We start from the raw sequence: 12,750 nt of genomic DNA on the forward strand, positions 1-12,750 counted from the left end.
TAAAATTGATGATAAATAAAAAAAATTATATCAACAATGGCGTGACATTGCGTGACATCAATCCAATTTCTGCGTGACGTAGATTTGTCTATATCGCTGAAATGTAGTCGTATAAGTTTATTTTGTCAGGAAGATTGATTTTTTTACTGATTCTTTCCTTTCTTTTTCTGCAGGATTCCGGACTGATGTTGAGAATGGATGCAATTTCTTTATGACTGAGATTCATATAAACATAACAGATGAATCTGATTTCGGAAGAACTCAAATCCGGATGTCTTTCTTTGAGCGTGGTGATAAAATTCTGATTAACGCCTTCAAAATGTTTGAAAAAACTATCCCACTGATTATTAGTCTTAAGCTGAATTTTCAAATCCTTGATAGAATTGACCAGTTTCGTATTATTAGAAATCTCAGGTTGATTGACAATCGCTTCAATAATTTCTTCCACCACGTCATTTCTGCTGGAGATGGTTAGAGCTTGTGAAGTCAGTTGTCGGTTTTGTTGTTCTATTTCGTTTTTAAGACGTTCTTTTTCAAGCAAAGACAAAGTTTCCTGTTCTTTTAATTGTTGCGTCAAAATCAGATTATCACTCTGTTTTTTCTCAAATTCCAGTTGCGTGATTTTTTTCTGCTGTCTGTATTTTATCGAGTTATTGTAAAGGAAAAGCAGAACCAATAAAATAATGATAACGGCAGAAGCGATGATGATGTAGAAGATTTTTCTTTCATCTTTCAAACGTTGATGGCTTTCTTTGAGTTCGAACTGGTAATTTTGCATTTCGAACTTGATTTTTCCATTATTGAACAGTGCCGAATTATTAATTCTTGAAATCGAATCATTCGCAATAATTACTGAATCTTTGTATTTCAGAGACTCATCATAATTTTTACTTTCTGCATTGATTTTTGAAAGATAATTGTAAACTTCCTCTCTGTTATTGATGTTTGGAGAAAGTTTTCTTGCCTGTAAAGCCAAAGATTTTGCCTGAGTAAAGTCTCCTTTTTTCTCATTGATTTGCGCTTTTATCAAAAGAATAAAAACAAGATTTTCAGTTTGATTGTCTGCTTCCAGTTTAGGAATCAGATTATCGATGATAGCTTCAGATTCTTCAAATTTTTTCTTGAGATAAAGATTTTCTGCCAAAGCCATTTTGTTCATTATATTGACTTTTGGGTCATCTTTTGTCAGGATTTCAGCTTCCTGAATGTACTTATAGGCTTCATTGATTTTATTCAATTTATTCAGAACCAACCCGAGATTCACTGCATAAGCGCCGGCTTTTTCATTTCGATTATTTTCTTTGGCAGTCTGGTAGGCTTTGAGGAAATATTCGTAGGCTTTTTTGTTATTTTTTTCCTGAAAATAAAGAATTGCAATGTTGTTCACAACCGTCATCACGTGTTTCTTGTCCGGCATATTGGTTGCGATATCATAAGCTTCGAGATAATATTTCAAAGCTTCGCCAAAGTCGGTCATCAGATAATAATTGAGACCAATGTTGTTGGTTGCGCGAAAGTTGGATTTGTCCCATTTCTTTTGTTCCGAGACAGATTTTACACGAATCAACATTTCCAGAGATTTCGTATGTTCTTTTCGGAACATCTTCTGAATAGCGGAATCGATGATGACCTCATATTCTTTTTCGGACTGCCCGGACATTGTGGAAGGCAGAACAAAAAGTATAATGATTGGGATTATTTTCAGAAATAATTTCATCTTCTAGTCAAATCGATAACGAAATATAGATATAATTAATCGTAAAAGCAAAAAGATGAGATTGTGAGAATTGATTTATTCGATAATTTTAGTTTTATTCTATTTCTCGCAGATTTTACTGATTCGGCAAATTTTAGATTAAATCGAAAAAATTCAGCAAATCTGCGAGAATTAAAATTATTTCTTAATCAATTTTTGAATCGATGAACTTCCGTTTGAGAATTTTATTTTCAGAATATAAATTCCTTTTGAAAGATTTGAAACATTAATTTTTAATTCTTTGGACTCCGAAATCCGTTTTCCGGATTGGTCCAGAATTTCAACCAAATTAATTTGTTGTTTACTTGTAATGTTGATGAAATCTTTAGCGGGATTTGGATAGATTTTTACATCTTTTTTAGGAAGATTACTTTCATTAGTTGCAAGATCTGTTGAAGTGAAAATATAAGCGGAACCCGCATCATTAAGTTCATTTTCTTCATTATCATCAAAATTATCTCTCGCAGAACCAACGATGATTTCATTATCATTCATTGCAAGGCTCCAGCCATAAAAATCTTCTGCAACATCATCTCCAGGTTTCAGTTCCTGGTCAAATTCCCAATTATTCTGGTTATTCTTTTTGTAAAGCAATGTTCTTCCTGGCTCAGCACCATAAAGATGCGGACTACTGATGAGTAGTTTGTCATTTTTCAACTCACACATCCAGGCGAAATAGGTGTGTTCGGAAGACTCATAACTTGGGATTTTTTGAGATTCTTCCCAGTTGCCATTATCATTCAATTTAAAAATATAAGCCATCGACGGATTTCCTGTGTTGGATTCTGTATAAGCACCAACAACCAATTCATTACCAGAAATACTAACCGAATTTCCAAAATAAGAGTTCTCAAAATTGTCTGATGACGTTAAGCTCTGATGGAATATCCAATTACCCGAATTATTCTTTTTATAAATGTAAATTTTCCCTGCGCTGTTGTTGACACCACTTGCGCCAACCACAAGATAATCGCCATAGAGACTGACACCAATTCCAAAATTTCCAAAATCCACACTTTCCGATGAAGTGATTTTCTGTGCTTCTATCCAGTCATTACCATTTTTTTTGTAAATATAAACAGCACCATTCCAACTGCTGAATCCTGGAGCACCAGCAACAATCGTATTCCCGTCAACAGCAATGGAAGTCGGATTAACGCCTAGCAATGCATCATTATCATAATCGGAAGCAATTAATTTCTTTTTGAAATTCCATTGATTGTTAGGATTCAACTCATAAACATATAAAGCTCCAGCCCGGATTGTATTTTCGATATCCGCCCTTCCTGCAGAAATCACAAGAAAATCATTTCCAAACTTTATACTTCCTCCAAATTCTGCCATTTCGAAACCATCCGGAGCCGTGATTTTTTGATTGAAATTCCAATTGTTTCCGCTTTTTTGATGAATATAAACAGCACCTTTTGCAATGGCTTCTCTGGAAGCGCCAACCGCCAAAAATTGATTGTTAATCGCAACCGACGTCCCGAATTCTGCTCTGCTTTCCCTTGTAGAAGCTGTGATTTTTTTCGATTGATACTGTCCAAAAACCAATGTCAAACTCAAAACAGTCATTGATAAAATTCCTCTGTTTAAAATTCCCGAGAATATATACTTTTCCATATATAATTTTTTTTTGTTGAGTGAAGTTATATAGTATAAACCCGAAAGCTTTAATTTATGGCGTGACATTGTGTGACAACAATTGTCAATTTCTGTGAAAACGAAAAAAACTCTCCAAAAAGGAAAGTTTTTATTTAATATTCTGTTAAAAGTCAGTTCAAGAAAGTTGGAACAGGTTTTCTTATTTTCTACCTTAGTAACTCCAAAATGATAAACCCAAATTCATTTTAAAACCGTTCTTTTCTGTGAGGGCGGTTTTTTTATTTTGTTGGTTTCGCTCTCAAATATTGATGCGGATAAAAACAATCATCGCCATTTTTCCAAGAAGACTGAACTGCGAAATAAGGATTTCTCAGAATTTCTCTAGCCAGGAAAATTAAATCTCCTTGTCCGTTTTGTAAAATTTCTTCCGCTTGTTCCGCTGACGTGATAAGACCAACAGCTCCGGTTTTGACATCCGAATTCTTTTTCACATCTTCTGCTAACGGAACTTGGTAACCTGGTCTCAAAGGAATGGTTACACCATTGATATTACCACCGCTGGAAACATCTACCAAATCTACATTCTTAGCTTTCAAAGCTTTTGATAATTCTACACTATCGGAGATTTCCCATCCATTTTCCGCATATTCGGTTCCGGAGATTCTTACGAAAAGCGCTTGGTTTTCTGTAATTTCAGAATTAACGGCATCTACAATTTCCATTAAGAATCTTGCTCTGTTTTCAGGATTTCCACCATATTCATCAGTCCTTGTATTGGAAAGTGGCGATAGAAATTGATGAATCAAATAACCGTGCGCACCGTGAATTTCCAAAACATCAAATCCAACTTCAACTGCTCTTTTCGCTGCTTTTCGGAAATCTTCTACCAAAGTTTTGATTTCGTCAACAGATAATTCGTGGGGAATTCTTTCGGAATGATGAAACGGAATTGGACTTGGCGCAATGGTTTCCCAGCCTTCTTCCAAGCTCATTTGTCGATTGGTTTCAGCGGAAACAGAACCCTTTCGTCCAGCGTGAGCCAACTGAATTCCGATTTTACTTTCTGAATTCTCATGAACAAAGTCAACGATTTTTTGCAAAGCCAAAACTTGTTCGTCATTCCAGATTCCAAGGCATTTATCCGAGATTCTACCGCGAGGTTCAACGCCAGTTGCTTCTACTACAATAAGGCCAGCGCCACCTTGAGCTCGGCTTCCGTAATGAACGAAGTGGAAATCATTCGCTACACCTTCTTCTGCGGAATACATACACATTGGCGACATTACGATTCGGTTTTTCAGTTCTACATTTCTGAATGTTATAGGAGTGAAAAGTTTCATTTTTTTAAATTATATATTTTATTGCTGTTGTCAAAGTAAACAGGGAATTTCAAAGATTGTTCATAGTTTTCCCAATTGCCCTCAAAACCTATGAACGCTAATTTTCCTAAACTTAAAGAAAGCATATCACCAGAAAAAGTTCCATTGTGTTTGCCTGTTCCTTCTTCAGAAAATTTGAAATCGTAAATTTTCAAATTGCCTTTCGGAGATTTTTTTGTTCTTTCAATATTTAGAATAATTGTTCCGCTGAAGTTGGATTTAGTTCCTTCGACATCAGAATAGCCTTTTACTTTATAGGTTTCGGGAGAATCTTTGTCCAGAAAAACTGAATAAAATCCCACTTTTATTTTTGTTTTATCATCAATTGTTCCGATATAAGATTCGGTATTATTCATAATAAGACTTTCGGTTTGAGCCTTGGAATGAATAATCCCAAAAACAAGAATTAAAAGAAAGAAAAGTTTTTTCATAACCATAAATTTTAAAACATTGAATTACTCGCAACCCGACTTGAGCGGAAATCCTTTTTTGCCAACCTCCAAATTCTATGTCAATGTGAAATCGTATGCAAAAAAGATTGGGAGCGGAAGGCGGATAAGTTGCCCCAATAAAAAATATTTAGTGTCTCGCAGATTGTTTTGATCAAGCAGATAGAAATGAAGCTGCAAAATCCGATCAATCAGTGAACTAAATTATTAAACTCCAAATTGTGTCAAATGGTGGTCGAGATGTTTGGACATCATATTATTCCATTCGATGGCTGTGAGTTTTCCGAAGTTGAAACTTTCTTTGCCTTCAAAAGCGTCTGCACCCAATTGTTGGGTTTTCTGGATGAAACCGATAATTCTTTTTCTCTCTTCTTCAAATATTTTGTTATCTGTAATAACAAACATTGCCGAAGTAGGAGAGTTATGTTTATAAGGCGTTTCGCTCACGACCTTTGATTTTACAAATTGCTTAAGAATCCATTTGGTAATAGCGCCAGGCTTTTTATGTTTTTCGGTTTCATAGATGAGTTCGTAAGTTACGTTGCAGTGCGCCAACATTTTGTCCACGGACATCACGCCCCATTTCGGGAAAGAGTCTTCCGTGAGTGCGTTGATTCTCTTGATAAAATGACTGGTGTCTGCTTGGTCGAATATATTCTTCATAGTTTAGGTCGTGATTTTATTAATTTGATTGAGCTTTTCTAATAATAATTGGTTGCGCTTTTTGTGCTTGATAAATTTAAGAAGAAACCAAATAAATAAGATTGAAGAAATTAAAATAATAATGGCGCTTATGATTCTCAATCTGTTCTTTTGTTCCTCGATTTTTTTGTTGTTTTCCTGATTCTGGACATCGATGCTTTTGTTGAGAGAAGCGAGCTCGCTTTGTTCTCTGGCAAATTTGGTTTCGATGTACAGTTTGTTGTACACTTCATAATTGTTCCAATCTTGAAGTGCGAGATAATTGTCAGAAAAACCTTTGTAAATCCCTTCGCTCAAGACCAAATCGCCGACTTTTTTGGACAGATTGACCGATTTTTTCAAAAGGTCTATGGCTTCCTGATGTTTTCCCAAAGCCGTGAAATTCTCAGACAAACCTTTGTAGGCAAAAGCCTCCAAACTCTCTGCTTGAACAGATTTGGCAACTTCAGCAGACTTTTTGAAATATTTTTCTGCCTCGCTATATCTCTTCAAATAAAAATAACAATAGCCAATATTGTAAAGGAAAACACTGGAGTTCGCGATCGCATTATCATAATTTCCAACTTTTTTTACATACTCCAAGCCGATGAGCAGTTTTTCCAAGGCCAGCTCGTTGTTGTCTTGAGATTTATAGACCAAACCTCTTAACGCAGAATTGAGACCAAGATAATAAGTCCTGAATTTCCCATCCGGAAGTTGACTGCAAATTTGATAAGATTCGTCCAGAATTTCCAAAGTCTTGCTGTTGAGCCCCATCTGCTGATATTGTATAGACGTAGCATTTAGGATTTTTACTTTTTGTTCGGGATTTGTTACATTTTTACTTAGTTCCTTCATCTTCAGAACCCAATCCAGCGATTTGTCAAAATCTCTTTTTGAGATATAGGAATGGGATATCAGTTTGTAAAGTTTAATGAGATTGTCCGGGTTTTTCTCATTTTTCAGCATTTCCTGAGCCATTTTCTGAGAGTTATCAGGATTTTGATAAATGTCCGAAAGTGCCTTTTTATACAATTGCTCGTTGTACTGGGATTTGAAAATTCCGGTAAATGAGAAAATAATTAATATGAAAATGAAGCGTTTCATTGTTTATTCTGAGTCAATTGCTGGATGTAAGTGTTTGGCGAAATACCAGTTACGGATTTGAAAACTGTTGTGAATGCACTGTGCGATGAGAAACCTGCTTTCTCCGCCAGATAACTCACTTTATAATTAAGATAAGCTGGGTCGGTTTTTAAAAGATAAGCAATGTAATTGATTCTTAGTTCGTTGATGTAATTATTGTAATTTTTTTCTTTGTATCGGTTGATGACGTCGGACAGATATTTCGTATTCGTGTCCAGTTGTCCGGCCAGCATTGCCAATGACATATCGCGGTTCAGAAATTTTTCCGATTTTTCAAATTCTTCCAGACGCGCCAAAATATCCATTTCTTTTTCTTTGGAAATGAGTGGCGTTTTTTTAGAAATATCTGGATCTATTTTACCAACTTTTGGTTCAACAACAGTTTTATTTTTATCAATTTTTTTAATGAAATCATGTTGTTTGGAATAAAAATCGATTTGCTTCTGGATTGATTTTGCTTTTCTCTTTTCGGAAATACTGACAATAATAATCACCAAAATTCCAATGAAACAAACCATTGAAATAATCAGAATATTGTTTACAAAATTGCTGTTAGAGTTTTCTATTCGTTTAGCTTCGTATTGTTCATTCAGCTTTACCAGATTTCGGATAGCGTCTTTTTTATTTTTGTCTAATTTATCGGTTTGCTCCTTATATATAGAGTAATATTTTTGATACAGATCTTCGTTTTTTAGCGCCAGATAATTTTTAGACAAATCATCATAGATTCTGTATCTTAATGCGTCGTAAGCTTTATTTTGAATTAATTCTAAAGCCTGATTCAGATTTCCGGTTGATTTGACGTAATCTTTTTTCAGAAAATTAATTCTACCAAAATTATCCAGATTGAAAGCTCTCAGAAAAACATATTGAGGCGTTTTCTCCAGCTTTTTCTGAATCTCATTAACCAGTTTTTCAGCTTTATTAATTTGATTTTGAGAAATATAAATGAAAGTTTGATAAATCTGATTTTCTATCGAAATGATGAAATCTTCATTCGTGTTTTTTAATTCAGCATTACTTTGATATAGGTTTTCTTCCGCTTCTTTCCATTTTTTCTGAACCATTAAGTTTGAAGCATTCAACTGAAAAATGTAAGCTGAAAGATTTTCTGGATAATGCTGAGATTTGATTTTAGAAGCTTTGTCAACAAGGTTCTGGGAAATTCTGATAGATTGTTTGTAAAGCCTGAGCGATTGATATTGTTGCGCCAAAGCAAAATCCGAATAGAATGAGTTGTTTTCATTTCTATTTTTATTCAGATTATCGATAGATTGATCGATGGATTTTGCATAATCGCCTTTGAAATTGTAAGCTCTCGATAGGATGATTTGAACACGTTGTTTGATGAGTTCGGGTTCTTTATTGATATCAATATTCTGAAGAATCTGGAAGGCGTTGTCAGGATTTTCGTAAAGACTTTGGTAAGCTTTGTCAAGAAGTTTTAATGTTTCTGGATTGCTTTGCGCCGAAGTCAAAATGACGCCGGAAACAACCATCAACCACAAAAAAAATACCCTGAACATACTACAAAAATAGTTTTTTTATTTGTGAATTGTATGATTTTTAATAATTCTTTAGTGAAAAATACATTGTTATTGTGGTTTTATTAAATATTTGAAAACCAGCTATTTTTAGAATTAATGCTTTAAAAATTCACGAATTCAAAAAGGTAAACTTTAGGAATTGATGGTATTAATACATAACATTGTAAACAAGTTTTTGAAACAAGAAGTCAATAACTACTGAAGAAAAATTACTATCAATATTTATCTATTATTATGAAAAAAGTTTACTTGTTTTTAATGGGAATGATGACTGTGTCAGGAATCAATGCCCAACAAATTGAACTCAAAGTTCTTACAGGATTTGGTTCTCGTCTTTACGACATCAATGACAGCGGAAAGGGAATCCATTCCGGCGCTTATTATGATTTTGCTACCGGAGTCACAACTCCTACAGAAGGTGGCGAGGGTACCAACAGATTGAACAATGCCGGAGATGTTGCCGGATTGATGGCTTTCACTGCTGAAGATGGTAGTGAAATTGGTCAGGCTGCCTATAAAAAGAATGGAACTTGGAATGCTATCGGATATTTTCCTGGTGATGTTCCCGGAAATAGCTGGTTCAGTAGTGCGAATGCTATTTCCGGAAACAGTAAGTATGTAACGGGACAAATTTCTGTAGATGTTTCTGGGAGCTATGCATACTTATATGATACAGAAGCTGGAACAATTAAAAAATTTGACGGTGACGGCTCTTTTGAATATGGAAGAGGGGAAGGTGTTAACAGTTCCGGGATTGTGTCAGGATTTGTCAACAAATATTCTATCAACGGAAGTACCTATTGGATTCCGGTTTATTACACGCCAGATGGAGTCGTGCATTACATCGGAGATTTGGGTTACGGAGAAGCGGCTGATATCAATGACGCTGGGCAAGTTGTAGGTGTGAAAGATAACAAGCCTTTCATCTATGACATCAATACCAATGTTTATAAAGAGTTCAATATTCCTGCAGGTTTTGATACTGCAACATTTACATCCATCTCAGAAAATGGAATTGCTGTTGGATATGCAGGTTATGCCGGAAACAGAGAAGTGATTATCTATCATCCATCTTTGAGTTCTAATCCGGTTTTCCTAAAAGATATTTTGACGAGCCAAAACGTTACAGTTACTACTTTCGATGGTAAATTAGGAACCGCAATGGGAATTTCTGCAAATGGAAACTTCATTGCTGGATTTGATAACTCTATTCCGCCATTTTTTGCAGCAGGTTGGGCTATTAATCTTAATGGTCTATTGTTAAGCAGCAACGATTGCTCAATCACTTGTCCTGAGAATATTGAAACAACTCTTGCAAGCGCATCTCAGACATCAGCTGTTGTGACTTATACATTGCCGGTTACTTGTGGTTCATCATCTTCTACAGGATTACAGACAGTTCTGGTTTCTGGTTATGAGTCAGGTTCTCAGTTTCCGATTGGTGTGACAAACGTTGTTCACAACTTGGTGGATGCAGATGGAAAAATCGTTTACGTATGTTCGTTCCAAGTGATTGTTAATGATGTTTATTGCAGTACAACGCCTCAATATGGAGTGGACTCTATTACAAAAGTTCAGTTTGCAGGAATCGATAATACATCAGACCTATATTCTAGCCAAGCTAACGAATATTATCTGGACAAAGTTGGGGAAGTTTACCAAGGCAACGAATATCCAATTGCCATAGAAGCTAATACCAATACTGGTTACGACTATGCGACAGTTTTCGTAGACTGGAACCAAAACGGCGTATTCACAGATGCAGGAGAAATCTACGAAGTGGGAGCAATGACTTCTGACGGGATGGATGGCGCACAGATCACAGGCAACATCGCTGTTCCTTCTACTGCAACTGTAGGTAAAGCAAGAATGAGAGTGATGCTGAATTGGGATGCATCTATCACGACACCTTGCGACAACTCGATCTACGGTTACGGTCAGGCAGAAGATTACACATTGGATGTGAAAGAAACACTTGGAGTGGATGATATTAATTCAAAATCAGTGAGTTATTATCCAAATCCAGTAAAAGATATCCTTAATCTGATTAGTGAGAAAGATGTAACCAATGTTTCAGTTTACAATATAGAAGGGAAACTGGTAAGAAACTTCGCAGGTCTTAACGAGTCAAAAGTTCAGTTGGATTTATCAACATTAATTACAGGAACTTATGTTGTGAAAGCAACTACGCAGGACGGAAAAATAAAAACGTTCAAGGTTATCAAAAAATAAATCTTCATCATAATTATGAGAAAAACCCGCATCAATATTGGTGTGGGTTTTCTTTTTATTGGGGCAGCTTAATCCGTCTTCCGTTCCCAAACCTAACGGAGTGGTTCGACGTAGTCAATCTTTTTTGCAGAAAGTGTTCCCATTCAATACAATTTGAGAACCGGCAAAAAAGGATTTCCACTCAAGCCCGGCTGCTGTAATTCAACGGTAATAATCTGCTAAATCCTAAAAATCTGCTAAACAAATATTCGTTAACAAAACCCTAATTGTTCCCCTAAAATTGTTTTTTAAGCCCAGATGCTTTAACTTTGCACAAACCTAATCTAATGAGTAAAAAAGAAACGAAATACATCTTTGTGACAGGAGGTGTAACATCGTCACTTGGTAAGGGTATTGTTTCCGCTTCTTTGGGACTTTTGCTAAAATCCCGCGGCTTCAAAGTTACCATCCAAAAACTTGACCCCTATATCAATATCGATCCCGGAACGCTTAATCCTTACGAACACGGCGAATGTTATGTGACCGAAGACGGCGCGGAAACAGACCTGGATCTTGGGCATTACGAGCGTTTTCTGGATTCGCCAACTTCGCAGAACAACAACGTTACAACCGGAAAAATCTACCAGACCGTTATTGAAAAGGAACGTAAAGGTGATTTTCTTGGGAAAACCGTTCAGGTGATTCCGCACATTACCAACGAAATCAAGCGCAGGATAAAAATGCTTTCCAAAAAAGACTATGATATCATTATCACAGAAATTGGTGGAACTGTAGGCGATATAGAATCCTTACCTTATATAGAAAGCGTTCGCCAGTTGCAATGGGAATTAGGTAAAAACAATTCGATGGTCATCCATTTGACATTGTTGCCTTATTTATCTTCAAGTGGAGAATTGAAAACAAAACCTTCTCAGCATTCCGTTCGTCAATTGATGGAAAGCGGAATTCAGGCAGATGTTTTGGTTTGTAGAACGGAACACACCATTCCGAAAGATTTACGTTCGAAACTAGCTCAGTTCTGTAATGTAGGGCTGGAAAATGTTATCGAATGTATCGATATGGACACGATTTACGAAGTTCCATTATACCTTCAGAAACAGAATTTTGACGAGGTGGTTCTAAAAGAACTAAATCTTCCAGTAGGAAAAGATGTCAATCTGAAAGACTGGAAAACATTTCTTAAAAAATATAAAAACCCGAAACGCAGTGTGGAAATTGCATTGGTTGGAAAATATGTTTCGCTTCAGGATTCTTATAAATCTATTGCCGAAGCTTTTATCCACGCAGGTTCTGATATGGAAACCGAAGTGAAGGTAAGATGGGTTTACAGTGGAGATATCGAACAAGAAGGCGTTGAAAAATTATTGACAGGCGTGGACGGAATTCTTATTGCACCAGGCTTCGGAGACAGAGGGATTGAAGGTAAGATCCAGGCTGCAAAATATGCAAGAGAAAACAAAATTCCATTATTGGGGATTTGCTTGGGAATGCAGATTATGACGATAGAATTCGCCAGAAACGTTCTGGGATTAACCAAAGCCAACAGTATGGAGTTTGATACTTCTACACCAGACCCGGTGATTTCTTTGATGGAAGAGCAGAAAAATGTTGTAGATAAAGGCGGAACAATGCGTCTTGGCGCTTGGAAATGTGCCTTGAAAACAGGTTCCAAACTGGCAGAAGTTTATGGTGCAAAAACCATTTCGGAACGTCATCGTCATAGATATGAGTTCAATAGTGACTATAAAAAAGACTTCGAAGACAAAGGTCTGGCACCAACCGGACTTAACCCGGAAACAGAATTGGTAGAAACATTAGAGTTGAAAGACCATCCTTTCTACGTTGGTGTACAATATCACCCAGAATACAAAAGTACAGTGGCAACGCCGCATCCATTGTTCAAAGCTTTTATCAGCGCAACGGTTAAGAATAAATCATAAATTAATGAATGGCTC

At 36.1% G+C, this 12,750-nt stretch carries 9 protein-coding genes; 2 read left to right on the top strand and 7 right to left on the bottom strand.

Going from position 1 to position 12,750, the window contains the following annotated elements; genetic code table 11:
- Positions 1-88 precede the first annotated feature (88 nt).
- The 7 genes from BUR19_RS01010 to BUR19_RS01040 form a co-directional block, all read right to left on the bottom strand.
- Positions 89-1,717 carry a tetratricopeptide repeat protein gene (locus tag BUR19_RS01010; RefSeq protein ID WP_074233075.1) on the bottom strand — a complete coding sequence of 543 codons (1,629 nt, stop codon included), beginning with the start codon at positions 1,715-1,717 and terminating at the stop codon, positions 89-91.
- Positions 1,718-1,894: 177 nt separating this feature from the next.
- Positions 1,895-3,379: a T9SS type A sorting domain-containing protein gene (locus tag BUR19_RS01015; protein ID WP_074233076.1), complete on the bottom strand. Its 1,485-nt coding sequence runs from the start codon at positions 3,377-3,379 to the stop codon at positions 1,895-1,897.
- Positions 3,380-3,639: 260 nt separating this feature from the next.
- Complete coding sequence (gene namA, locus BUR19_RS01020; RefSeq protein WP_074233077.1) at positions 3,640-4,701, bottom strand: NADPH dehydrogenase NamA; 1,062 nt, start codon at positions 4,699-4,701, stop codon at positions 3,640-3,642.
- On the bottom strand, positions 4,698-5,171 hold the full coding sequence (locus tag BUR19_RS01025; protein WP_139297237.1) for a hypothetical protein: 474 nt from the start codon (positions 5,169-5,171) through the stop codon (positions 4,698-4,700). The genes namA and BUR19_RS01025 overlap by 4 nt, the downstream gene beginning before the upstream one ends.
- 225 nt (positions 5,172-5,396) lie before the next feature.
- Positions 5,397-5,852 (bottom strand): DUF1569 domain-containing protein, encoded by a 456-nt coding sequence (locus BUR19_RS01030; RefSeq protein WP_074233079.1) that lies wholly within the window; start codon positions 5,850-5,852, stop codon positions 5,397-5,399.
- 3 nt (positions 5,853-5,855) lie between these two features.
- Complete coding sequence (locus BUR19_RS01035) at positions 5,856-6,977, bottom strand: tetratricopeptide repeat protein (protein WP_074233080.1); 1,122 nt, start codon at positions 6,975-6,977, stop codon at positions 5,856-5,858.
- Entirely contained in the window at positions 6,974-8,542 is a 1,569-nt protein-coding gene (locus BUR19_RS01040) for a helix-turn-helix domain-containing protein (protein WP_074233081.1), read from the bottom strand. The genes BUR19_RS01035 and BUR19_RS01040 overlap by 4 nt, the downstream gene beginning before the upstream one ends.
- 255 nt (positions 8,543-8,797) lie before the next feature.
- On the opposite strand from BUR19_RS01040, the gene BUR19_RS01045 reads away from it, so the two are divergent.
- Positions 8,798-10,795 (top strand): GEVED domain-containing protein, encoded by a 1,998-nt coding sequence (locus BUR19_RS01045; RefSeq protein ID WP_083600617.1) that lies wholly within the window; start codon positions 8,798-8,800, stop codon positions 10,793-10,795.
- Positions 10,796-11,121: 326 nt separating this feature from the next.
- Positions 11,122-12,735 (top strand): CTP synthase, encoded by a 1,614-nt coding sequence (locus BUR19_RS01050; protein ID WP_074233083.1) that lies wholly within the window; start codon positions 11,122-11,124, stop codon positions 12,733-12,735.
- Positions 12,736-12,750 lie beyond the last annotated feature (15 nt).

It is taken from the genome of Epilithonimonas zeae, assembly GCF_900141765.1.
GTDB classification, from domain to species: Bacteria; Bacteroidota; Bacteroidia; order Flavobacteriales; family Weeksellaceae; genus Epilithonimonas; species Epilithonimonas zeae.

What these genes read in the sequence shown, in the direction of transcription:
- BUR19_RS01010 (WP_074233075.1), bottom strand. Translation starts at nt 1,717, where the DNA reads ATGAAATTATTTCTGAAAATAATCCCAATCATTATACTTTTTGTTCTG.
- BUR19_RS01015 (WP_074233076.1), bottom strand. Translation starts at nt 3,379, where the DNA reads ATGGAAAAGTATATATTCTCGGGAATTTTAAACAGAGGAATTTTATCA.
- namA (WP_074233077.1), bottom strand. Translation starts at nt 4,701, where the DNA reads ATGAAACTTTTCACTCCTATAACATTCAGAAATGTAGAACTGAAAAAC.
- BUR19_RS01025 (WP_139297237.1), bottom strand. Translation starts at nt 5,171, where the DNA reads ATGAAAAAACTTTTCTTTCTTTTAATTCTTGTTTTTGGGATTATTCAT.
- BUR19_RS01030 (WP_074233079.1), bottom strand. Translation starts at nt 5,852, where the DNA reads ATGAAGAATATATTCGACCAAGCAGACACCAGTCATTTTATCAAGAGA.
- BUR19_RS01035 (WP_074233080.1), bottom strand. Translation starts at nt 6,977, where the DNA reads ATGAAACGCTTCATTTTCATATTAATTATTTTCTCATTTACCGGAATT.
- BUR19_RS01040 (WP_074233081.1), bottom strand. Translation starts at nt 8,542, where the DNA reads ATGTTCAGGGTATTTTTTTTGTGGTTGATGGTTGTTTCCGGCGTCATT.
- BUR19_RS01045 (WP_083600617.1), top strand. Translation starts at nt 8,798, where the DNA reads ATGAAAAAAGTTTACTTGTTTTTAATGGGAATGATGACTGTGTCAGGA.
- BUR19_RS01050 (WP_074233083.1), top strand. Translation starts at nt 11,122, where the DNA reads ATGAGTAAAAAAGAAACGAAATACATCTTTGTGACAGGAGGTGTAACA.